Annotated in this window: 16 protein-coding genes; 14 read left to right on the top strand and 2 right to left on the bottom strand. The window is 63.0% G+C overall.

What is annotated here, in order from left to right; all coding sequences use genetic code 11:
• Positions 1–76: 76 nt before the first annotated feature.
• Entirely contained in the window at positions 77–1,408 is a 1,332-nt protein-coding gene (gene glmM, locus DWY03_RS02555) for a phosphoglucosamine mutase (protein ID WP_117637400.1), read from the top strand.
• Positions 1,409–1,613: 205 nt separating this feature from the next.
• On the opposite strand, the gene DWY03_RS02550 is transcribed toward glmM, so the two are convergent.
• Positions 1,614–3,155, bottom strand: coding sequence for a carboxypeptidase M32 (locus tag DWY03_RS02550; protein ID WP_117839821.1), 1,542 nt, complete (start codon positions 3,153–3,155; stop codon positions 1,614–1,616).
• A 506-nt stretch (positions 3,156–3,661) separates the two neighbouring features.
• Here DWY03_RS02550 and pheS point away from each other — a divergent pair.
• The 6 genes from pheS (at position 3,662) to DWY03_RS02520 (ending at position 11,316) form a co-directional block, all read left to right on the top strand.
• A complete protein-coding gene (gene pheS, locus DWY03_RS02545; RefSeq protein ID WP_055250566.1) occupies positions 3,662–4,738 on the top strand; it encodes a phenylalanine--tRNA ligase subunit alpha in 1,077 nt (358 codons plus the stop codon).
• 160 nt (positions 4,739–4,898) lie between these two features.
• On the top strand, positions 4,899–7,352 hold the full coding sequence (pheT, locus tag DWY03_RS02540) for a phenylalanine--tRNA ligase subunit beta (protein WP_117839820.1): 2,454 nt from the start codon (positions 4,899–4,901) through the stop codon (positions 7,350–7,352).
• A 325-nt stretch (positions 7,353–7,677) separates the two neighbouring features.
• Entirely contained in the window at positions 7,678–8,760 is a 1,083-nt protein-coding gene (gene cbiM, locus DWY03_RS02535) for a cobalt transporter CbiM (RefSeq protein WP_117839819.1), read from the top strand.
• Complete coding sequence (locus tag DWY03_RS02530) at positions 8,738–9,574, top strand: energy-coupling factor transporter transmembrane protein EcfT (protein WP_117786095.1); 837 nt, start codon at positions 8,738–8,740, stop codon at positions 9,572–9,574. Before cbiM ends, DWY03_RS02530 begins: the two co-directional genes overlap by 23 nt.
• A 44-nt stretch (positions 9,575–9,618) precedes the next feature.
• On the top strand, positions 9,619–10,389 hold the full coding sequence (locus DWY03_RS02525; protein WP_231500752.1) for an energy-coupling factor ABC transporter ATP-binding protein: 771 nt from the start codon (positions 9,619–9,621) through the stop codon (positions 10,387–10,389).
• A 78-nt stretch (positions 10,390–10,467) separates the two neighbouring features.
• Positions 10,468–11,316: a hypothetical protein gene (locus DWY03_RS02520; RefSeq protein ID WP_117736236.1), complete on the top strand. Its 849-nt coding sequence runs from the start codon at positions 10,468–10,470 to the stop codon at positions 11,314–11,316.
• 203 nt (positions 11,317–11,519) lie between these two features.
• Here DWY03_RS02520 and pyk read toward each other — a convergent pair whose 3' ends face one another.
• Entirely contained in the window at positions 11,520–12,980 is a 1,461-nt protein-coding gene (gene pyk, locus DWY03_RS02515; RefSeq protein WP_117637393.1) for a pyruvate kinase, read from the bottom strand.
• A 442-nt stretch (positions 12,981–13,422) separates the two neighbouring features.
• On the opposite strand from pyk, the gene DWY03_RS02510 reads away from it, so the two are divergent.
• The 7 genes from DWY03_RS02510 to DWY03_RS02480 all read left to right on the top strand — a co-directional run bounded on the left by DWY03_RS02510 (position 13,423) and on the right by DWY03_RS02480 (position 23,095).
• Positions 13,423–16,104, top strand: a complete 2,682-nt coding sequence (locus DWY03_RS02510; RefSeq protein WP_117773233.1) for a cation-translocating P-type ATPase — start codon at positions 13,423–13,425, stop codon at positions 16,102–16,104.
• 383 nt (positions 16,105–16,487) lie between these two features.
• Positions 16,488–17,672 (top strand): ribosome small subunit-dependent GTPase A, encoded by a 1,185-nt coding sequence (gene rsgA / locus DWY03_RS02505; RefSeq protein ID WP_370446041.1) that lies wholly within the window; start codon positions 16,488–16,490, stop codon positions 17,670–17,672.
• Between the two features lie 252 nt (positions 17,673–17,924).
• On the top strand, positions 17,925–18,584 hold the full coding sequence (cpaB, locus tag DWY03_RS02500) for a Flp pilus assembly protein CpaB (RefSeq protein ID WP_231500753.1): 660 nt from the start codon (positions 17,925–17,927) through the stop codon (positions 18,582–18,584).
• Positions 18,584–20,233, top strand: coding sequence for a P-loop NTPase (locus tag DWY03_RS02495; protein ID WP_117839816.1), 1,650 nt, complete (start codon positions 18,584–18,586; stop codon positions 20,231–20,233). The genes cpaB and DWY03_RS02495 overlap by 1 nt, the downstream gene beginning before the upstream one ends.
• The gene (locus tag DWY03_RS02490; RefSeq protein ID WP_117839815.1) at positions 20,230–21,558 is read left to right on the top strand and encodes a CpaF family protein; all 1,329 of its coding nucleotides are present in this window, start codon (positions 20,230–20,232) and stop codon (positions 21,556–21,558) included. Before DWY03_RS02495 ends, DWY03_RS02490 begins: the two co-directional genes overlap by 4 nt.
• Positions 21,531–22,457: a type II secretion system F family protein gene (locus DWY03_RS02485; protein ID WP_117563706.1), complete on the top strand. Its 927-nt coding sequence runs from the start codon at positions 21,531–21,533 to the stop codon at positions 22,455–22,457. The genes DWY03_RS02490 and DWY03_RS02485 overlap by 28 nt, the downstream gene beginning before the upstream one ends.
• Complete coding sequence (locus DWY03_RS02480; RefSeq protein ID WP_117759583.1) at positions 22,454–23,095, top strand: type II secretion system F family protein; 642 nt, start codon at positions 22,454–22,456, stop codon at positions 23,093–23,095. Before DWY03_RS02485 ends, DWY03_RS02480 begins: the two co-directional genes overlap by 4 nt.
• The last annotated feature ends 1 nt before the right edge of the window (position 23,096 follow it).

Below are 23,096 nucleotides of genomic sequence, written 5' to 3'. Positions count from 1 at the left end.
CTGGTAGCGCAGATAATCGAGTACCATTTTGGGGCGGACAGGCAATCTGTTCGCCCCTATTTTGTAAGGAGAGCGCATGAAGTACTTTGGCACCGACGGCTTTCGCGGTGAGGCTAACGTTGGGCTGACGGTAGAGCACGCTTATAAGATTGGCCGTTTTGTGGGCTGGTATTACGGCGCCAACCGCGAGCGCAAGGCGCGCGTCATCGTGGGTAAGGACACGCGTCGCTCGAGTTATATGTTCGAGGCGGCGCTGGTGAGTGGCCTGGTCGCGAGCGGTGCGGACGCCTATATGCTGCACGTGATCCCCACACCGGGTGTAGCGCATCAGACCGTGGAAGGCTGCTTCGATTGCGGCATCATGATCAGCGCGAGCCACAACCCGTTTTGCGATAACGGCATTAAGCTCGTCAATAGCGACGGTTTTAAGATGGACGAGGACGTACTGGAGCTCATCGAGGACTACGTCGATGGCAAGAGCGAGGTGCCGCTGGCCACGGGCAACCACATCGGCGCCACGGTGGACTACATGCAGGGCCGCAACCGCTACATTGCCTCGCTCATCGCCAGCGCGAACTTTTCGCTGCAGGGCGTCAAGATCGGCATCGACTGCGCCAACGGCTCGGCGTCCTCGGTGGCCAAGCCGGTGTTCGACGCGCTGGGCGCCGACGTGCGCGTGATCAATGCCGCGCCTGATGGTTTTAACATCAACGTCGACTGCGGCTCCACGCATATGGAGCGTCTGCAGCGCCACGTGGTGGAGCAGGGCTTGGACGTGGGCTTTGCCTATGACGGCGATGCCGACCGCTGCCTGGCCGTGGACGAGCGCGGCCGCGTGGTCGATGGCGACCAGATCCTGTACGTGTGCGGCGTGTACCTGAACAAGCACGGTCGCCTTTCGGGCGGTACCGTGGTTCCGACGATTGCCAGCAACTTTGGCCTGATCAAGTCGTTGGAGCTTGCCGGCCTAAGTGCCGTGACCAGCGGTGTGGGCGACCGCCACGTGTATGCCAAGATGCGCGAGGGCGGTTACAGCCTGGGCGGCGAGCAGACGGGCCATACGATCTTTGGCGATATCGAGCGCACGGGCGACGGCATTATGACCTCGCTGCGCGTGATGGAAGTGATCCGCGCCGAGCGCGAGACGCTCTCGCAGCTCACGGCTCCGTGCAAGCTGCTACCGCAGGCGCAGGTGGCCGTGCGCGTGGCGGACAAGGACGCCGCGCTCGAGAACATGGGCGTGCAGAACGCCATCGCCGAGGCCGAGGCTGCGCTGGCAGGCGAGGGCCGCGTGCTCGTACGCAAGAGCGGAACCGAGTCGGTTATCCGCGTGCTGGCCGAGGCGCCCGACCAAGCATCCGCCGATGCCGCCATGAAGCGCATCGCCAACGCACTCGAGGCTCTGTAGTTACGCGGTTTTACCAAACCGCGTAACTGCTCGACGCTGCAAACGCCCCTAAGCGGCAATCTGACGTTCAATTTCAAGGGCGCGACCAGAAGGTCAGCGCCCTTTCATTTCACGTCACCTTGCTCGCTTAGGGTCGTTTTCGCTGACGTTGCCAAGACATTGGCGTCAACATAGTTGGCGTTGGCGATGGCGTGCTGGTCAATCCTTACAGCTCGTACAGCGTGGTGAACTTGTCCTGCAGGTAGCTGCAGTAGTAGCGGGCGTCAAAATCCATGCCGCAGGCACCCTTGATGAGTTCCGGCGCGTCCTTGGCGCGGCCCCACTGCCAAATGTGCTCGCCCAGCCACGCGCGGACGGGTGCCAAGTCGCCGCTCGCGCAGGCACCGGTAAGGTCGACGCCGTCGCGGCACATGGCCGGCACAAACATGGCATCGTAGGCGCTACCCAGCGCATACGTGGGGAAGTAGCCAAACGAACCGCCGCTCCAATGCGTATCCTGCAGGCAGCCGTGCGTGTCGTCGGGAACGGGAATGCCCAGGTACTCGTCCATAAAGCGGTTCCAAAGCGCGGGGATGTCCTTGGCCGCAGCCTCGCCGGCAAACAGCATGCGCTCGATCTGGTAGCGCACCATAATATGCAGCGGATAGGTGAGCTCGTCGGCCTCGGTGCGGATCAACGACGGCTGCGCGATGTTCACGGCGCGGTAGAGCGTGTCTTCGTCGACGTCGCCGTAGACCTCGGGCGCGTGACGACGCAGCACCTCGAGCAGCGGGCCCATAAAGGCGCGGCTGCGACCCACGGTGTTCTCGAAAAAGCGGCTCTGGCTCTCGTGGATGCCCATGGAGGTGCCGCCCTCCAAGCACGTGCGCGCATAGGCGGGATTGACGCCCAGCTCGTACATGGTGTGCCCCGCCTCGTGGATGATGCTGTAGACGTTGGAGATGCAGTCGTCCTCGTAGATGTGCGTCGCGATGCGCGCATCACCCACGGCAAAGCCCTCGCTAAACGGATGCTCGGTAAAGGCAAGCGTGGTGTCGTCCAGGTCCAGGCCGACAAGCTTCATAAGGTCGAAGCTCATGGCGCGCTGGGCAGCCTCGGGCACGTGGGCGTGCAAAAAGTCGGCAGCCGGCTGCTGGCCGCGCTCGCCGATGGCGTGCACGAGCGGCACGACCGTGGCCTTGACCTCATCGCAAAACGCGTCGAAGCTCTTGGCGGAAAGGCCGCGCTCGTACTGGTCGAGCCAAACGTCGTATGGATCGCGCTTGGGGTCCATGAGCTCGGCCTGATGCTTAAGTTGGGCGACGATTCTATCCACATAGGTCTCAAAGCTCGCCCAGTCGTTGGCAGCCTTGGCCTTGTGCCACACGGCGTCCGCCTCGCAGGTGAGCCTGGTCCAGGCCTCGGCTTCTTCGGTGGGGATGGCACTGGCCTCACGTTGATCGCGGCCGAGCACACGGATCTCGTCGAGCAGCTGAGGGTCGTCGATTTTGCCGCCGGCGACGGTCTCGCGCGCTAACGAGCGTACGAGCTCAACGGACTTCTCGCTGGTCAGCAGCTTGTGATGCTCGCCGGCAAGCGTGCCCATGGCGTCGGCACGCGCTGCTGCGCCGTTGGCAGGAGCAATCGTCGCTCCATCGAACTCGGCAATCTTGAGCAGGTACTCGCGAGTCCACAGCTTGCCTTCGAGCTTGCGGAGCTTCTTGATGCTCTTGCCCGCCTTGGCTTTCTTATCGAGTTTCTTTCCCATACCTATATCCTTGATCTCGCAGGTCGAGCGCCACGGGTGGGCGTGCGGCCAGTTTGCACAGCTACCCGCCTTGTACCCAGTGCGAACAAAACGGAACGCGGCGATGCACACGCAGAATGTGTTATCCTATAGCCCAATGCGTTGACGGAGAGGGTTTTGCCCGCCGCGTCGCCGGCAAGAGAGGGAAGGTCATGGGCTGCGAGCCTTCCTGCGGTGACAAGGGCCAAGCGTTCACTCCCGAGCAGCGACCTCAACGGGCACGCAGCCAGCGGCGGCGAAGCCCCAGTAGGGAAGCCGTGAGCCTCGCGACAAGGGGCACAGAGTGGGCGCGGCGGGCCAGACATCCGCCGGGTCAAACAAGGTGGTACCGCGGAATTCAACCGTCCTTGGGCAATGCACATGCCCGAGGACGGTTTTTTTATTACCGAACCGGGCCGCGTTTTCACAACGCCAGACGGTGGCAGCCGCCTCGGCAAACGGAGAGCGCGAGAGACGAAAGGGAAGACATGAGTCTGATTGATGATCTGGTCAAACTCGAGGAAGAGGCCAAGGAGCTCGTCGCAGGCGCCGACGACGCAGCCAAGCTCGAGGCTGCGCGCGTTGAGCTGCTCGGCCGCAAGGGCCGCATCACCGGCCTGATGCGCATGATGGGCAAGCTCGCCCCCGAGGATCGTCCCGTGATGGGCAAGCGAGCCAACGAGATGCGCCAGCTGATTGAGGGCATGCTCGACGAGCGCAACACCGAGATGAAGGCCGCCGCCCTCAAGCGCGCACTGGAGCACGACGCCGTCGACATCACGCTGCCGGGCATCCGTCCGCAGATCGGCCACCAGCACCTGATCAAGCAGATTATCGAGGAGGCCGAGGACATCTTCTGCGGCATCGGCTACACCGTCGAGTCCGGCCCCATGGTCGACACCTCCTACTACAACTTCACCGCGCTCAACGCCCCCATGGATCACCCGAGCCGCTCGGCCCGCGATACCTTCTACGTGGTCGACAACAACCCCGGCAGCGTCGCGCACCCCGAGGCTCACGCCCACGGCGAGTCCGACGTGCTGCTGCGCACCCAGACTTCGGGCGTGCAGATCCACACTATGGAGTCGCAGAAGCCGCCCATCTACATGATCTGCCCGGGCACCGTCTATCGTCCCGACACGGCCGACGCCTGCCACCTGCCGCAGTTCAACCAGATCGAGGGCCTGGTCGTCGACGAGGGTATCACCTTTGGCGACCTCAAGGGCACGCTCGACTACTTTGTTAAGTGCATGTTTGGCGAGGATCGCAAGACGCGTTACCGCCCGCACTTCTTCCCCTTCACCGAGCCCAGCTGTGAGGTGGACGTGAGCTGCCACGTCTGCGGCGGCAAGGGCTGCAACTTCTGCAAGCACAGCGGTTGGATCGAGATCCTGGGCTGCGGCATGGTCGACCCCAACGTCCTGATCAACTGCGGCATCGACCCCGAGAAGTACACCGGCTTCGCCTTTGGTATTGGCGCCGAGCGCGTCGCGGCCCTGCGCTACGACCTGCCCGACCTCAGAACGCTTATGACGGGCGATATGCGCTTCTTAAATCAGTTCTAGGCCCGGCGGCTTTCCCAAGCACCGCACCTTGCCTTTCAATCGTCGGTTGCGTACCTAAGTACGCGGCCCTCCTCTTTCAAGGCAATCTGCGGCACTTGGAAAACCCGTCTCCGTTGCAGTTTTTGGCTCAAAGCCGCATTTATGAAAGGAGACCAGTTAGATGCGCGTTTCTTACGACTGGCTCAAGACCATGATCGATATTCCGGAGGATCCCAAGACCCTTTCGGACGAATATATCCGTACCGGCACCGAGGTCGAGGCGATCGACACCGTGGGCGAGTCCTTCGACCACGTGGTGACCGCCAAGGTGCTCACCAAGACCCCGCACCCCGATAGCGACCACATGTATGTGTGCTCGGTCGACGTGGGTGACAAGAACCTCGACGCCGACGGCAATCCCGCTCCACTGCAAATCGTCTGCGGCGCGCAGAACTTCGAGGCCGGCGACCACATCGTCACGGCCATGATCGGCGCCGTGCTTCCCGGCGACGTCAAAATCAAGAAGAGCAAGCTCCGCGGCGTCGTGTCCATGGGCATGAACTGCTCCGCACGCGAGCTCGGCCTGGGCGGCGACCACTCCGGCATTATGATCCTGCCCGAGGATACGCCCTGCGGCATGCCGTTTGCCGAGTACGTGGGTTCGAGCGACACTGTGCTCGACTGCGAGATCACGCCCAACCGCCCCGACTGCCTGTCCATGATCGGCATGGCCCGCGAGACCGGCGCCATCTTCGACCGCGATTTCCACGTTGAGCTGCCCGCCATCAAGGCCGAGACCGGCCGCGCGACCGACGACGAGCTTTCCGTCGAGATTGCCGACGAGGGCCTGTGCGACCGCTACGTCGCCCGCATCGTACGTAACGTGAAGGTCGGCCCCTCGCCCGACTGGATGGTCAAGCGCCTTAACGCCCTGGGCGTGCGCCCGCACAACAATATCGTCGACATCACCAACTATGTGATGATGCTCACCGGTCAGCCGCTGCACGCCTTTGACCTGGACACCTTTGCCGAGCGCGATGGCCACCGCCGCGTGGTGGTTCGCGCCGCCCAGCAGGATGAGAAGTTCACGACGCTCGACGGCGAGGAGCGTACGCTCGACGCCGGCATGGGCCTTATCACCGACGGCGAGCGCCCCGTGGCGCTGGCCGGCGTTATGGGCGGCATGGATTCCGAGATCGAGGACGATACCGTCGACGTGATGGTCGAGAGCGCCTGCTTCAACGCCGGTCGCACCTCGCACACCAGCCGCGATCTGTCGCTGATCTCCGACGCCTCCATTCGCTTTGAGCGCCAGGTCGACGAGACCGGCTGCGTGGATGTCGCCAACGTTACCTGCGCGCTGATCGAGGAGATCGCCGGCGGCGAGGTTGCTCCCGGCTATGTCGACGTTTTCCCCGCGCCCAAGACCATCGACAGCATTAAGCTGCGCCTGGCCCGCGTGCACGCCATTTGCGGTGCCGACATCGAGCCCGACTTTATCGAGCGTTCGCTCACCCGTCTGGGCTGCACCGTCGAGCGCGACGGCGAGGACTTTATGGTTACCCCGCCGAGCTTCCGTCCCGACCTGCCGCGCGAGATCGACCTGATCGAGGAGGTCCTGCGCCTATGGGGCATGGGCCGTGTGGCGGCGACCATCCCGGCCGCTAAGAACCACATCGGCGGCCTGACCCGCGAGCAGAAGCTCACCCGCAAGGTCGGCGAGATCCTGCGCGCCTGCGGCCTCAACGAGACCACGACCTTTGGCTTTGCCGCCCCGGGCGACCTGGAGAAGATCGGCATGCCCACCGAGGGTCGCGGCTGCCCCGTGGTGCTCATGAACCCGCTGGTGGCCGAGCAGACCGAGATGCGCCGCTCGCTGCTGCCGGGCCTGCTGCAATCCGTGGCCTACAACGAGGCGCACGGTACGCCCAACGTGCACTTGTACGAGGTCGGCAGCCTGTTCCATGGCCGCGAAAACGCCAGCCTGCCCAAGGAGACCAAGTCCGTCGCGGGCGTGCTTTCGGGCCAGTGGAGCGAGCAGTCTTGGAACATGAAGTACCGCAAGCTGCGCTTTTTCTTTGGCAAGGGCATTGTCGAGGAGCTGCTCGCCCAACTGCGCATCGAGAAGGTTCGCTTCCGTCCCGTCGAGGGCGAGGGCTACGCTTTCTTGCAGCCGGGTCGTGCCGCCGAGGTTCTGTCCGGCGGCACCGTGCTGGGTTGGGTCGGCGAGATTCACCCCGAGGCGCGCGAGGCGATGGGCATCGATGAGGTCGTCGTTGCCTTTGAGCTCGATCTGGACAAGCTGATCAAGGGCGCCCGCAACCAGGAGAACTATCGCGAGTTCTCGCAGTACCCGGCTGTTGAGCACGATCTTGCCATTGTGGTCGACAACGCCGTGACTTGCGAGGACCTTGAGCGTCGCATCACCAGCGCCGGCGGCAAGCTGCTCGAGGGCGTGCGCCTGTTCGATGTCTACCGCGATCCGGTCCGCGTGGGCGTGGGCAAAAAGTCCATGGCCTTTGCGCTCACGTATCGCTCAGACGACCACACGCTCACCAGCGAAGAGGTCGAGAAGGCGCACCAGAAGATTGTCACCAAGGTGTGCAAGGGCGTAAACGGCGAGGTCCGCTCGTAATCTTTGCCGTTTGGAACCCGCCCCCTGCGGGGTTTTACGGCAACGTCCTCGCCGCTTCGCGGCTGCGGGATGTTGCCTTAGAAAACCCCTCTCGGGGGCGGGTTCCTGCGTTAATCTTGTTGCGAGCGGACCGCACCTTCTTCCGGGTGACCGGAAAGTTGGGAGTGCATGGGCCCTTTATTGGGCGGTGTGTGGACTTGGGTTAATAACGTACGTATTGCAAGGGCGTGCTGCGTTGTGGGCGGTGCGCCTTTTTGTTAGTATGCAGAGTCGGTGTTACGGATTGTTGGAAACGTAACACGCAACGTTCTGATTGAGAGGGCTCATGCATATTCCCGATAATTATCTGTCCCCGCAGACCGATGCCGTTATGGCGGTGGCGATGGTGCCCGTATGGGTTCACTGCATCAAGAAAGTGCGCGCCACGCTCGATCGCGAGCATATGGCCTTTCTGGGTATTTGCGCTGCGTTCTCCTTTTTGCTCATGATGTTTAACGTTCCGCTGCCCGGCGGCACCACAGGCCACGCCGTCGGCGGCGCACTCATCGCGCTGCTGCTGGGCCCCGAGGCCGCGGCTATCGCTGTCTCGGTCGCGCTGGCGCTGCAGGCGCTGCTGTTTGGCGACGGCGGCGTTCTGTCCTTTGGCGCCAACTGCTTTAACATGGCCTTTGTGCTGCCGTTTACCGCTGCTATCGTGTTCCGTGCGCTCAACAGCCGTCTGCACGACAAGAGCTGGGGCACCTCGGTTTCTGCCATCGTGAGCGGTTGGGTCGGCCTGTGCCTGGCGGCCCTGTGCGCGGCAATCGAGTTTGGTATTCAGCCGATGCTCTTCACCAACGCTTCGGGCGCCCCTCTGTACTGCCCCTTCCCGCTGTCCGTGGCTATTCCGGCCATGTTGATCCCGCATATGCTGGTTGCCGGCGTGATCGAGGGCGTGGCGACGGCCGCCATCTACGGCTTCATTAAGAAGACGGCGCCGAGCATTATCGTCGGCCCCGAAGCCGCCGATGGCCAGCTTGCCGCCGATGGTACCGCCAAGAAGACTTCCCTGATTCCCACGCTCATTCTGGTCGCCGTGCTTGTCGTGGCTACGCCGCTCGGCTTGCTCGCCACCGGTGACGCCTGGGGTGAGTGGGACGCCGAGGGCGCCGCGACCGCCGTTCAGGAGGCTGGCGACGACAGCCTGCAGGCTTCGGTCGGCCTCGACACCCCGACCTTTGCCGACGCCCTGCCCACGGGCGATTATCTGCAGGCCTATTCCGAGGAGCAGGGCCTTGGCTTTGCCGGCCAGGCTGCGATGTATATTCTTTCGGGCGTGATTGGCGTGGCGGTGCTCACCATCACATTCCGCCTGGTCTCGCTGACGGTCAAGGAAAGCGGTGCTCATGGCAATAGCCGAGCTGCCTAGTTGGCTTGCGGCCGAGGAGCGTTACGAGCCCGCGGGGGCTCGGCATCGTGTGATGCAAAAGAATGTCCTGCACCTGGCGAGCCTGCTTGAGCGGGTTCGCCTGGGTGGAGGCGCGCACGAGGGCGGGTCGATGGTCGACCGCGCCCTTTCTTGCGTTTCGGCTCCGGTGCGCCTGGTGGGGATGTTCGTTTGCGTCCTGTGCGTGTGTCTGACGCAGAGCCCGCTGTACCTCATGTTGATGGCGGCCATCGCGCTGGTGCTCGTTGCCGTGCGCCCCGTACGCGGGCTGCGTGCGACCTTTGTACCGGCGCTCGGCGCCACGGGGCTTGCGGTGGTTCTGGCACTGCCTGCCCTGCTGCTGGGCGCTTCTGCCGCGGGCGCCATGCTCAAGATCGCGCTCAAGACGTTCATTAACGTGTCGTTCGTGCTGGGCGTTTCGTGGACGCTCACCTGGAGCCGCATGTCGGCGGCGCTCAAGACGCTACAGCTGCCCGACGAGGTCATCTTTACGTTTGATATGGCGCTCAAGCACATCGAGGTGCTGGGACGCACGGCGCACGATCTGACCGAATCGGTCATGCTGCGCAGTGTGGGTCGTGCGCCTGCGGGTTTTTCGCGTACCGATTCGATCGCGGGTATCATGGGCATGACCTTTATCAAGGCGATGGAATGCAGCCGCGCGATGGACGAGGCTATGCTTTGCCGTGGCTTTGCCGGTGCGTATCCGACTCCCGCGCGGAGCGGCTTTGGCTGGCGCGATGCGGTCTATGCGGTCGTCGTGGTGCTGCTCGCCGTGTTGTGCGCGGTGCTGTAGCGCGGGCGGCCGAGCCGTCGATGTGGATAGGGAAGGGCGACGTTTTGGCAAACGATACGAATGGCGTGATGGGCGCGAGCGGTGCTACTGGCGCCAAGAGCGTGCCGCTCATCGAGTTTCGCGACGTGCTGTTCTCCTATGCGGGGCATACGGTTGTCGATGGTGTGTCGCTGCAGGTCGATCGTGGTGAACTCGTTGCCCTACTCGGTCCCAACGGCTGCGGTAAGACGACGATTATGCGCCTTATCAACGGTCTTGAACTAGCGGACGCGGGTGCGTACCTGTTTGACGGGCACGTGATCGATGCGGCATATCTCAAGGATTCCGCAGCCGCTCAGCGTTTTCATCAGCGCGTGGGCTTTGTGTTCCAGAATGCCGACGCCCAGCTGTTCTGCGCTACGGTGGGCGAGGAAGTTGCTTTTGGCCCCGCGCAGATGGGGCTGCCGACAGACGAGCTCGAGCGCCGCGTCCGCGATGCCATGGAGCTGTTCCAGGTTGTCGATCTGGTCGATGCCTCGCCCTATCAGCTTTCGGGCGGGCAAAAGAAGCGCGTTGCGCTGGCTGCGGTGGTGTCGATGAACCCCGATATCCTAGTGCTCGATGAGCCCACCAACGGGCTCGATGAGGACTCGTGCGACATCGTAGTCAACTTTTTGCTGGCCTACGTTGCTGCCGGTAAGACGGTTTTGATGAGTACGCACCATCAAGATTTGGTGCGCCGCCTGGAGGCCCGTGCCATCTATATCGATCGATATCACCATGTGGTCGAGGCGCCCGTGCCGTCGTATGGAACCGAAAGCGGTGCTGCGGAATAGTTGCTGCGTAGGGTATGTATGGCCGCCTGTGCGACTCTGCCGTGATGGTATAGTTAACCAGGTTTTATGGGGGTGGCTATGCCAAGTTGGAACATTCATATCGCTCAAACGGAGCGCTTGCTGGCACGTGCTAGCGTGCTTGCCGATAGCGTGCGCGACCGCAATGCCTTTTTGTTTGGCTGCGTGGTTCCGGATATCTTCGTGGGCTATATGGTCCCTGGCATCGCCGATCCCATTCCGTATCGCATTACGCACTTTGCAAAGCCCGAGCCTATCCCTAAGCCGCGCGAGCACGAGTTCTGGGATACCTATGTGGCGCCGCTGCTTAAAGGCGCACCCGCGGGCGAACCTGCTGAGGCTACCTCGATTGTCGAGGAGCGCGAGCGACTGAACCGCGTGCACTATCCTCAGCGCTACAGGGATGCCGAGCCGGTTGTCGGTCCCGGCGCCTGTGAGTTCTCGCTTGCGTCCGAAGATGTGGCGCAGTCGCTGCTCGATTTAACGCTGGGCGTCTGGTCGCATCTGGTGGCCGACACGGTATGGAACACGCGTGTGAACCAGTATCTGGAAGCACACGGCGGCAAGCCGTGCGAGGAATTCCGCATTAAAAAGCAGGGCGATTTTGACTGGTTTGGCAAGACGCTGGGCATCGTTTCCATTCCGCGTGCGACCGATCGCCTCTATACCGCTGCGACGCGTTTTGGGCAGTATCCCATCCATAAAGAATATGTGCTCAAGACTATCGGCGTCATGCACGAGATTGTACGCGAAAACCCCGGCGAGCCCGATCATCCGCCGTATCGCCTGCTAACCGAGGAGTTTTTCGATGCAACGTTTACCGAGGTCATCGAGCTGACCGAGGCGGGATTTGCGGCTCGCGTTGCTGCTTCTGACGTTCCCGCAGTCCCCCTGATCGCTAGCTGCTAGCCGGCCGGCTTAACGGTGAACAGTTCATTCCAATTGACCAACGGCTCCCGTCGCAGGGCGTCTTCGGTGGTGCGCTCGGCATCGGAGAGGCTTGCGACTGAACACAAATCGATGATGCGGGGGTGCGGAGAAGGTCTAAAAAGGGCCCGGAAGGCAAAGCCTTCCGGGCCCTTTTGCAATGCAAGCGTGCTTGCAAGTGCGATTTAGCGCACCTGAGCGACGTAAGCGACGTTGGTCGAGGAGACCTTGTCCTCGAGCTGAACACTCATGCGGGGATCGCCGGCGGTAGCGACGGTCAGATCGCCGGCCTCGACGTAGCCGAGCTCCTTAGCGGTCTCGATCGCCTTGACGATCGTGCCGTTGACGGTGCCCTGGGTAATCTCGGCCTGGTGCGGGATAACGCCCCAGTACATGATCATCTGCTGGACGGCCCACTCGTGGCGGGAGAACGCGCAGATCGGCATGTTGGGACGGAAGTGCGAGATCAGGCGTGCGGTACGACCGGTGGTCGTCGGCACGGTGATGCACTTGGCGCCAACGGTGGTGGCCATGTTCACAGCGGACATACCCACAACGTTGTTGACGACGCGGGTGCCGTGAGCGTCGGCCGGAACCTCGAGCGGAGCGTGGGCCGGGAGGTACTTCTCGGTCTCGAGAGCAATGCTGGCCTGCATCTTAACGGCCTCGACCGGGTACTTACCGGCAGCGGACTCGCCAGAGAGCATAACGGCGTCGGTGCCGTCGTAGATGGCGTTAGCAACGTCGGCAACCTCGGCGCGCGTCGGGCGCGGGTTCTGCTGCATGGAGTCGAGCATCTGCGTAGCGGTGATAACGGGCTTGTAGGCCGCGTTGCACTTGGCGATGATCTCCTTCTGGATGTGCGGAACGAGCTCGGGCTTGATCTCGATACCCAGGTCGCCACGGGCGACCATGATGCCGTCGGAAGCCTCGAGGATCTCGTCGAAGTTCTCGACGCCCAGGGCGCACTCGATCTTCGGGAAGATCGTCACGTGCTCGCCACCGTTCTCGCGGCAAAGCTTGCGGATGCCGCGGACGGACTCGCCGTCACGGATGAAGGAAGCGGCGATGTAGTCGATGTTCTCGGTCAGGCCAAAGAGGATGTCCTGACGATCGCGCTCGGTGATGGCGGGCAGCGAGATGTTGACGTTGGGCATGTTGACGCCCTTGCGCTCGCCGATCAGGCCGTCGTTCTTAACGACGCAGGTCATGTCCTGGCCGCTGACGGACTCGACCTCGAGGGCAACCAGGCCGTCATCGATCAGGATGAGGGAGCCCTTCTCGACCTCGGAAGGCAGAGCCAGGTAGTCGAGGGAGATGTGCTCAGCGGTGCCGTGGAAATCCTCGGACGTGGGCTGAGCGGTGACGACGATCTTATCGCCGGTCTTGACGGCAACCTTCTTGCCGTCGACCAGAAGGCCGGTGCGGACCTCGGGGCCCTTGGTGTCGAGCAGGATGCCGACAGGCAGACCGAGCTCCTTGGAAATACGGCGGACGCGCTCGATGCGACCGTGGTGCTCGTCGTAGGAGCCGTGCGAGAAGTTAAAACGGGCGACGTTCATGCCCGCCTTGATCATCTCGCGGATGGTCTCGTCGCTATCGCAGGCGGGACCCATGGTGCATACAATCTTAGTGCGCTTGTACATTCAGACCTCCATCTGACATCGTCTTGCGCTGATAGATAAACCATAAGAAATAAAACCGAGATGATTATAACGAAATGCCGACCGAATACCCCAAAAAATCGACCGTATGCCGAAATGGAAGTTCATTTTTTGCGGGAAAAACGGTATATGAAAAATCTTTACCAACCACTCCAACCGCTGCTATCTGGGAGATATGTCAGTTTGGCGATGTGCCGAAGAAAAAACGTTTTACCAATGTTGAGCATCACACGGTCTGCACCGTTGCGTGCGGACCATATTTCCAAACCGATTGTTTTGGCTAGACGCGTCGCTTTGGGGTACCATAGCTCCACTATCAACTGCCGCTCAGCACGGCAGCCTTGATGAGCCCTTGCCCTTCTCCTGGGAATTATGATCGGGCATCAATCTGCTGAGTGGCCCGAATCCCAGGAGGGGACTCTATATGCAAAAGGAATACCTGTCCGCCGCGGCGGAGGTGCTCAGCGACCAAGGTGTCGATGAGAACCTCGGCCTGAGCAACGACGAGGCGTCTTCGCGCCTCGCCAAGACAGGCCCTAACAAGCTCGAGGAAGCCGAGAAGACACCGCTGTGGAAGCGTTTCTTTGAGCAGATGGCCGACCCCATGGTCATCATGCTGATCGTTGCCGCCGTCATCAGTGCGCTCACGGGCATGGTCAAGGGCGAGCCCGACTTTGCCGATGTTGCCATCATCATGTTCGTCGTTATCGTCAACTCGGTGCTGGGCGTGGTCCAGGAAGCCAAGAGCGAGGAGGCCCTCGAGGCCCTGCAGGAGATGAGTGCGGCGCAGTCCAAGGTGCTGCGCGACGGCAAGCTCGTGCACCTGCCGAGCGCCGAGCTCGTGCCCGGCGACGTGATCATGCTCGAGGCGGGCGACTCCGTCCCGGCCGACTGCCGCGTGCTCGAGAGCGCCACGATGAAGATCGAAGAGGCCGCGCTCACCGGCGAGTCCGTGCCCGTAGAGAAGCACGCCAACGTGATCGAGCTCGCTGCGGGCACCGATGACGTGCCGCTCGGCGACCGTAAGAACATGTGCTATATGGGCTCCACCGTCGTGTACGGCCGTGGTCGCGCCGTCGTGGTCGGCACCGGCATGAACACCGAGATGGGCAAGATCGCCGGCGCCCTGGCCGAGGCCAAGGAAGAGCTCACGCCGTTGCAAGTGAAGCTCGCCGAGCTCAGCCGCATCCTTACCATTATGGTTATCGTCATCTGCGTCGTCATCTTTGGCGTTGATATCATCCGCCACGGCGTGGGCAACGTTCTTACCGACCCGACCGCCCTGCTCGATACCTTTATGGTCGCCGTCTCGCTCGCCGTCGCTGCCATCCCCGAGGGCCTGGTCGCCGTCGTGACCATCGTGCTATCGCTTGGCGTGACCAAGATGGCTAAGCGCCAGGCAATCATCCGCAAGCTCTCTGCCGTCGAGACTCTCGGCTGCACGCAGACCATCTGCTCCGACAAGACCGGTACCCTTACCCAAAACAAGATGACCGTCGTCAAGCACGAGCTCGCTGCGCCCAAGGAGAAGTTCCTGGCCGGCATGGCGCTGTGCTCCGATGCTCAGTGGGACGAGGAGCTGGGCGAGGCCGTGGGCGAGCCGACTGAGTGCGCGCTCGTCAACGACGCCGGCAAGGCGGGCCTCACTGGCCTGACTGCCGAGCATCCGCGCGTGGGCGAGGCCCCGTTTGACTCGGGCCGCAAGATGATGTCCGTGGTCGTCGAGACCCTGGATGGCGAGTACGAGCAGTACACCAAGGGTGCGCCCGACGTGGTGATCGGCCTGTGCACCCATATCTACGAGGGCGATAAGGTCGTCCCCCTGACCGAGGAGCGCCGCGCCGAGCTCGTGGCGGCCAACAAGGCCATGGCCGACGAGGCCCTGCGCGTACTGGCGCTGGCAAGCCGCACCTACACCGAGGTTCCCGACGACTGCAGCCCCGCTGCGCTCGAGCATGACCTGGTCTTCTGTGGCCTGTCCGGCATGATCGACCCGGTCCGTCCCGAGGTGGCCGACGCTATCCACGAGGCGCACGACGCCGGTATCCGCACCGTCATGATCACGGGCGACCACATCGACACCGCCGTGGCCATCGCCAAGCAGCTGGGCATCGTCGCCGATCGCAGCCAGGCCATCACCGGTGCCGACCTCGATCGCATGAGCGACGAGGAACTCGACGCGCACATCGAGGACTACGGCGTGTACGCCCGCGTCCAGCCCGAGCACAAGACACGCATCGTCGAGGCTTGGAAGTCGCGCGACCAGATCGTGGCCATGACGGGCGATGGCGTCAACGACGCCCCGTCCATCAAGCGCGCCGACATTGGCGTTGGTATGGGCATCACCGGTACCGACGTCACCAAGAACGTCGCCGACATGGTACTTGCCGATGACAACTTCGCTACCATCATCGGCGCCTGCGAAGAGGGTCGTCGCATCTACGACAACATCCGCAAGGTCATCCAGTTCCTGCTTTCGGCCAACCTTGCCGAGGTGTTCTCGGTGTTTATCGCCACGCTCATCGGCTTTACCATCTTCCAGCCGGTGCAGCTGCTGTGGGTGAACCTGGTCACCGACTGCTTCCCCGCGCTTGCGCTGGGCATGGAGGATGCCGAGGGCGACATCATGAAGCGCAAGCCGCGCAACGCCAAGGACGGTGTCTTTGCCGGACATATGGGTCTGGACTGCGTGGTCCAGGGCCTAATCATCACCGCGCTGGTGCTGGCGAGCTTCTTTGTGGGCGTGTACTTTGACATGGGCTACATCCACATCGCCGATATGATCGCCGGCAATGCCGACGAGGAAGGCGTGATGATGGCGTTCATCACGCTCAACATGGTCGAGATTTTCCACTGCTTCAATATGCGCAGCCGTCGTGCGTCGCTGTTCACCATGAAGAAGCAGAACAAGTGGCTGTGGGCTTCCGCCGCGCTGGCACTGGTGCTGACGGTGATCGTGACCGTGCAGCCGACGCTTGCCGAGATGTTCTTTGGCCCCGTGACGCTTGAGCTCAAGGGCGTTGTCGCTGCCCTGGGCCTGGCCTTCCTGATCATCCCGCTGATGGAGATCTACAAGGCGATCATGCGCGCGGTCGAGAAGGAGTAAGTTAACCTGTCCGGGCCCGCCCCTGCGTGTTTTCTTCTTCGCTGGTCCTCGCGCTTCGCGCTGCGGGATCGCTCAGAAGAAAACACTCCCAGGGTGGGCCCTACGGTATCCTTACTGGCTTTTCTCCCGCGCGGATGAAAAAGGGCTGAGGGAAAGAAGGTGAGCGGCCGAGCAATTGCTCGGCCGCTCGTTTTGAATAAAGGATGTGCCCTTTGGAAACCCCTCTCGGCGGGCGGGCCCTGCGGTGACGTTGCTGACTTTTCTCCCGTGTGGATGATAAAGGCTGAGGGAAAGTGTGTGAGTCGGTCGAGCATTTGCTCGACCGACTCTTTTTTGTGGGAAAATACCTGCTCAGTTGTGATTTTTGGTGCTGGGAGGCGTTTGTGGCTAAGGCTAAGGCTAAGGCGAAGAAAAAGACGACGGGGGCGCGGGCTAAGCGCAATCGTCGTCGGAAGCTCGCGACCGAGGCTCCCGCACCTGCTGAGGAGCTGCTGGCAAGCGTGCCGGGGCTCGACGCGCTGCAGGATGTTCCGGCGTTTGATGACCTGCCGGTCGATGAAGCCCAGCAGGCTGCCTTTGATGATTTCTGCGCACATGCCGAGGAGCCCGAGCAGATGCAGCTTGGCGCCGTGGTGCGCTTGGATCGCGGGTTTCCACTGGTGGCGACTGCCGATGACACGTTTCGTGCCGAGCATGCTGTGGGGTTTGCCAAGTCACGCGGCGAGGACGAGGTCCTGCTGCCTGCCGTGGGCGATCGTGTGGCGGTGCGCCGCGCTCCCGGGCACGATATGGGCGTGATTGAGTGCGTGCTGCCGCGCCGTACGAGCTTTGAGCGTTGGCGCGGCCGTGCCCGCGGGGAGCGTCAGGTGCTCTGCTCCAACGTGGATAGCGTGCTAATCGTGCAGGCGCTCGGTGCCGGCGAGGTGCTGCTCGACCGCGTGGCGCGCTCGCTGGTGTTGGCGCTCGACTGCGATGCCGAACCGGTGGTGGTACTCACCAAAGCTGACCGCTGCGATGCCGAGGAACTCGAGCGCGATCTGGACCGCGTGCGCCGCCTGGTGGGTCCGGACGTGCGCGTGATCGTGACGTCCTCTGCCGAGGGCCGCGGCCTGGACGAGGTCCGTGCCTGCGTGCCCGCCGGGAGCTGCGCCATGATTCTGGGCGAGTCGGGTGCCGGCAAGTCGACGCTGCTCAATGCGCTGCTGGGCCACGATACGTTGGCGACCGGCGGTGTGCGCGAACGCGACGATCAGGGCCGTCACACTACCGTCGCGCGCGTGATGGTGGCACTGCCGGGCGACGCCGGCGTGATCGCCGATGCCCCGGGCCTGCGTAGCCTGCCGCTCGTGGGTCACGAGCGGGGTCTGGCGCGCGCTTTCCCCGAGATTGTCGAGGCATCGCGCGCGTGCCGGTTTGGCGATTGCACGCATGTCCATGAGCCGGGCTGCGCCGTTCGCGAGGCCGAGGACGCCGGGCAGATCGATAGCCTGCGTCTGGAAACGTTCCAAAACCTGGCGTCATCCATGCGCGTGAGTGCTCAAATGCTCGATCCCGATGTCCATCTGTAATTGATTTTTCCTATGACAGCCGTCTCCCAACTGTTCGGGAGACGGCTTTTTTGCTGTGGAAAAGCCTCGAAACATGCAGTTTGCTGACGTGCTGACCAAAACCTTGCCACGAGCTTGACGGGCTGGTCAGCTTTTGGTCAGCGATTGGTTTGACATCGAAAACCAAGATTGCGATTGCGCCGCTTTGCACTCTGACCGCCCAGACAATGGTGGTACGGGCATTCGCCCGGCACTGCCATGAGAGGAGCGGCCGTGAACAAGAGCAAGCGCATCGCCATCAGTCTGGTCGCGGGCGTGCTCGCTGCTCTGCTCTGCATGGTTTACGGCTCGTCGATCCGCTCGCAAGCCGAACAGGTCCAGGCTGAGACCTTGGCCAAGTACGGTGGCGATCGCGTCGAAGTTTGCGTCGCGGCGCGCGATATCGATGTGGGCGAGACCCTCGATGAGACCAATGTCATAACCCAGGAATGGCTGACGAGCCTGCTGCCGCGTGACGCAGCGACCGAGCTGCGCCAGGTGCGCGGCGACGTGACGACTTCGCGTATTCCCAAAAACGCCGTGATCTGCAATGTCTACACCAAGGCCGAGAGCCGCAAGCTCGAGGTGCCTAAGGGCAAGGTCGCCGTTTCGGTGGCGGTCGATGCCGAGCACTCGGTCGGCGGTGCTACGGGCGTGGGCAGCTACGTGGATGTGTATGTGCAAAAAGACGGCGTGACCGATCGGCTGTGCGGCGCGTACGTGATCGATACCAGTGAGGATTCCGGTGCCACGCGCGAGGGCAAGATCGAATGGGTGACGCTGGCGGCTGACCCCGAAGACGTCAAGGAACTGCTGGGAGCCTCGGGCAAGGGAACGGTCAGCTTGACGATTCCCGCCACGGCGCGCGGCAAAAAGAGCGGAGGCGACGAGTGATGAAGGCGATCTGGCTTGCGTGCTGCGCGTGCGGCGATTACGGGCTGTTGCAGCGGGAAGTCGAGGGCCGTGATGCGGGTGCACAGGTGCTTCGCGTGGGTGACCTGGACGGGCTGGTTTCCATGGCGCGGGCGTTTCCGTCGCGCCGCGGGGCTGCCATCATCGCGGCGTCTCTGTTTGATACCGAAGATGTGCGCAAGACTGTTGCGCGCCTGACGGCCGAAGGCCGCGTGAGTCGCGTGGTCGTGTTGATAGAAGCGCTCGATCCGTCGGATATCGAGGGGCTGTTTCGCGCGGGGGCGACCGAGGTCATCGCTGCACACAGTATATGCGGCAACGGGCGCGCGGGCGAGGGAGCGGTTGATTCCGATCGGCGCATGACGATTGAGCCCGATGCTTTTGTTGATAGGGAACCCGGGGCGCCTCGCGCTACAAGAGGCCCGCGTGTTGATGATTATGGAAAAGCGGAAGCCGAGCATGGTCGGCGCCCCCGGAACCCCCTTGTATACGATGACGCTGGAGGGCCGGCGCAGCATGCTGGCGACTCCCCGGCAGTAGATATGGGATACGTGCACGGCGTGAATCTGGCGGATGAACTCGACGAAGTTGAGGGCCTTGCCGGGTGCGGCGAGTTGTCGCTGATGCAGCATGAGCAGATTGCGCAGAACGAGCCTGCCTCGCAGACCGAACAAGCAGCCATGCCGGCTTGGACGCAGCACGTGGTTGCGGCGGGGGAGACGGGGACGCTGTCACCGACGCCCGCCCCGCCGCCTCCGATGCCGCCGGCAGACGCTACCGCTCCGCCGCATCGAGCTCCAGTCATCTGCGCTATTTCGGGTTCGGGCGGTTGCGGCAAGTCGACGATCGTTGCCGCCATGGCACACACATCGTCGCTGTTGGGCTTGCGTGCCGCCGTGCTCGACCTGGACCTGATGTTTGGAAACCTTTACGACTTGTTAGGCGTCGATGCTCCGCGCGATATGGCGGCACTTATCGAGCCATCGGCGGCGGGCGCGCTCACCGAGCCGGATATCGTAGCCACATCGATGCGCGTGGCGCCGGGCGTTACGCTCTGGGGTCCCGTCGCGGCGCCCGAGCAAGCCGAGCTCATGGCACGTCCGGTGGAGCTACTGCTTGATGTCCTGCGTCGCGAATCCGACGTGGTCTTTATCGATACCTCGGTCTTTTGGGGCGACGCCGTGGCGGCTGCGGTGGCGGCGAGCGACCGTTGCCTGGTCGTTGGCGATGCGGCGGTGTCGTCCGCGGCATCGGCGTCGCGCGTCATTGAACTGGCAAGTCGAGTAGGTGTGCCGCGCACGCGTATGAGCGCCGTGTTCAACCGGTTCGGTGCGCGCGGGGCAGACGAGGACGTCGCTATGCGCTTTGAGATTGCCTGTGCGTTGAGCTCCAAGATTCGTATCGCCGATGGCGGGCAGGATCTCGCCGCGCTCATGGCGTTTGGGCGTGCTGACGAGGCAGTGGGGCAGACCAGCGCTTTTGCGACCAGCGTGCGCGAGGCCACGCGCGAGATGCTCGTGGAACTGGGGTGCGCCGTCGGCCCTTGGAGCGATATGGTCGCCGACCGTGCAATGCGCACCGAACGCCCGCGTATCCGCCTTCCCTGGTCGCACGAGGGTGATCAGCGATGAGCCTGCAAACGAGGATTAAGGCTGCCGGCGCTGCGGCGGCGGCAGCGCCTGTAGATGCGGGGCGTCGCCGCGCCGTGAAACGACGCACCAAGCGCGCCGTGATGGACCGCATGGGTTACGACGAAGTGGCGCGTATCAGCGCCTATATCGACCCGGCACTTGCCCGCTCGGAATTGCGTCCTGCGGTGGAGGCGGCGCTCAATGTTGAGGAGCCGACCGATCTCGCGACGCCCGAGCGCGAGGCCATCATCGACGAGATTTTGGATGACGTGGTGGGCTTGGGGCCGTTGCAGCCGCTCATCGAGGACGACACCGTTACCGAGATCATGATCAACGGCTGCCGCTCGGCTTTCTTTGAACGCGGCGGCGTCTTGTACCCCATCGAGCATGCGTTTGAGGATGATGAGCAGATCCGTGTGCTTATCGACCGCATTATCTCGCCACTTGGCCGCCGTATCGACGAGCGCAGCCCCATCGTCAACGCCCGCCTTAAAACGGGCTATCGCGTCAACGCGGTGATTCCGCCTGTGGCGATTGACGGACCGATTCTCACCATCCGAAAGTTCTCGGACCGTATCTGCTCGCTGGACGAGCTCGTGGGGTTGGGATCGCTGCCGCTTTGGTATGCGCAGCTGCTGTCGTGTGCGGTGTCGCTGCGACAGGACTTGGCGGTTGCGGGAGGCACGGGATCTGGTAAGACCACCCTGCTCAACGCGTTGTCATGTGAGATTTCCACCGGCGAGCGCATCGTGACGATCGAGGACTCTGCCGAGCTCAAGTTTGCGCATCATCCGCACGTTGTGCGCCTAGAGGCGCGCGAGGCTTCAATTGAGGGCGAGGGCGCGGTGACGATCCGCGACCTGGTGACTAATGCCCTGCGCATGCGCCCCGACCGCATCGTGGTGGGCGAGGTGCGCGGTGCCGAGTGCTGCGACATGTTGCAGGCCATGAACACGGGCCACGACGGGTCGCTCACCACGCTTCATGCGGGTTCAGAACAGGAGACCGTGGTGCGTCTGACGTTGCTTGCACGTTATGGCATCGATCTGCCGAGCGAGCTCATCGAGGAGCAGATTGCCATGGCACTCGACGGTATCGTGATGTCCGAGCGCCACGCCGATGGCAGGCGCTTCGTCTCCTCGTATTCGGGGGTGCGACGCGCCGCATCGGGCGGCGTAGAGCTCGAGCGCTATGTGACGTTCGATGCCGCCGAGCGCACCTGGACGCTTGACCGCGAGCCGCCGTTTATCGCAGAAGGCCTGCGGTCGGGGACGCTCACACAAGAGGAGGTGGACGAATGGAGATCACTGTGCCCCTCGTCGTAGGGGGCTTGGCAGGGCTTTCTGTCGCGACGGCGTGCGGGGCGGAACCTCGTGTGCCGCAGGTACCGCCGGCGGAGCTGGCACGTCAGGCGCTCGAGACGGTGGCAGAGAAGCTGCCGCGTGAGCTGGTGGAAAACGATCTGCTGAAAAAGATCGCCCGTTCGTGGGCATCGCTGGCTCCGGCGCATCGCCTTGGCCTCGTGATCGAAGATGCTTCGGGACGTTTGGCGTTTCTGCTGCTATCGAGCGGTGTCTGCTGCGTTTTACTAACGATGGTGTCGTTATCGCCCCTCGGATTTGCCTTGGGACTTGTTGCTCCGTTTGCCGTTGGTGCCGCCCGGGATGGCTTTGAGAGCCGGCGCGAGCAACACGATGCAGAAGAGGCGATGCCCGAGGCGTTTACCGCACTTTCCATGTCGCTTGCCTCGGGACATTCGCTGGCCCAGGGCATGCGCTTTGTGGGCGCTCATGCGCAAGAGCCAGTGCATACCGAGTTTTTGCGGGTGGCGGCGGCGATCGATTGCGGCATCTCGGCGACCGACGCGCTCGATGACTTGCTCGTACGTATCGACGCCCCCGGTCTTTCGCTTGTGACCTTGGCGCTTAAGGTGTCTCAGCGCACCGGCGCTCCGCTTGCCGACTTACTGTCCGAGGCGTCGAGCATGGTGGGGGAGCGCATTGAGCTCAAGCGCCGCCTGGATGTTAAGACGTCGCAGGCTCGCATGTCTGCGCATATGGTCGCGGCGATGCCGGCGGGCATGTGCGCGGTGTTGGCGCTGCTTTCGGCAGATTTTCGTCGCGGTCTTGCGACGCCTGCCGGCGCGGGCGCTGTGGTGCTGGGTCTTGCCCTCAACGCCGTTGCCCTGGTGGTTATCCGGCGCATTATGCGGGTGGAGCTATGAGCGCCTCGGTTGCAGTTGCGGCTTGCCTGTGCGCCCTGAGTGTATTTGTCGCGACGGGTTTTGATCGGGCGGATGCACGCAAGATCGCAGGGGCCTGCAAGCGCGAGGCGGTGCTGGTCGCTGCCGCGGGTCGCTCGGTGGTCGATGCTCTGACCGCGCGAGTGAAGGGCGCGGTTGGAGCGGGCGGCCCGGCGCGAGTGTCGCTCGGCGAAGTGTCCGAGATGATCGATGTTGTGCGCTTGGGTCTTTCGGCCGGTCTTTCGTTTGATGCGGCGCTTGAGATTTTCTGCGCCAACCGCCGGTCAGTGCTGGCTCTTCGCCTTGAGCGCGCCTGCATGGCGTGGCAGGTGGGCGTGGGCACGCGTGAGGACGAGTTGTTGGCCGCCGCGCGCGACCTGGACGTGCGAGCGCTCGAGACCTTTGCCATCACGGTGGGGCAGGCGCTCGCCCTGGGTGCCCCACTTGCCGAGACGCTGGCCGCTCAAAGTCGCGAGATCCGTGCGGCTCATCGCGCCGCGGTCGAGCGCGAGATCGAGCGTGCGCCCGTCAAGCTGTTGATTCCCACCGGCACGCTCATCTTGCCGGCGTTGCTTCTGTCCATATTGGGCCCGCTGCTGGGAGCAGGCGGGATGATGTAGG

Source organism: Collinsella sp. AF23-2, assembly GCF_003459245.1.
Classification (GTDB): Bacteria; Actinomycetota; Coriobacteriia; order Coriobacteriales; family Coriobacteriaceae; genus Collinsella.
Note: the sequence above shows the minus strand (reverse complement) of the source record. Positions and strands in the feature narration are given on the sequence as shown.

Coding starts and splice junctions, on each gene's coding strand:
- glmM (WP_117637400.1), top strand. CDS start 77: ATGAAGTACTTTGGCACCGACGGCTTTCGCGGTGAGGCTAACGTTGGG.
- pyk (WP_117637393.1), bottom strand. CDS start 12,980: ATGTACAAGCGCACTAAGATTGTATGCACCATGGGTCCCGCCTGCGAT.
- pheS (WP_055250566.1), top strand. CDS start 3,662: ATGAGTCTGATTGATGATCTGGTCAAACTCGAGGAAGAGGCCAAGGAG.
- DWY03_RS02480 (WP_117759583.1), top strand. CDS start 22,454: ATGAGCGCCTCGGTTGCAGTTGCGGCTTGCCTGTGCGCCCTGAGTGTA.
- DWY03_RS02490 (WP_117839815.1), top strand. CDS start 20,230: ATGAGCCTGCAAACGAGGATTAAGGCTGCCGGCGCTGCGGCGGCGGCA.
- DWY03_RS02510 (WP_117773233.1), top strand. CDS start 13,423: ATGCAAAAGGAATACCTGTCCGCCGCGGCGGAGGTGCTCAGCGACCAA.
- DWY03_RS02530 (WP_117786095.1), top strand. CDS start 8,738: ATGGCAATAGCCGAGCTGCCTAGTTGGCTTGCGGCCGAGGAGCGTTAC.
- DWY03_RS02495 (WP_117839816.1), top strand. CDS start 18,584: ATGAAGGCGATCTGGCTTGCGTGCTGCGCGTGCGGCGATTACGGGCTG.
- pheT (WP_117839820.1), top strand. CDS start 4,899: ATGCGCGTTTCTTACGACTGGCTCAAGACCATGATCGATATTCCGGAG.
- DWY03_RS02520 (WP_117736236.1), top strand. CDS start 10,468: ATGCCAAGTTGGAACATTCATATCGCTCAAACGGAGCGCTTGCTGGCA.
- DWY03_RS02550 (WP_117839821.1), bottom strand. CDS start 3,155: ATGGGAAAGAAACTCGATAAGAAAGCCAAGGCGGGCAAGAGCATCAAG.
- DWY03_RS02485 (WP_117563706.1), top strand. CDS start 21,531: ATGGAGATCACTGTGCCCCTCGTCGTAGGGGGCTTGGCAGGGCTTTCT.
- cbiM (WP_117839819.1), top strand. CDS start 7,678: ATGCATATTCCCGATAATTATCTGTCCCCGCAGACCGATGCCGTTATG.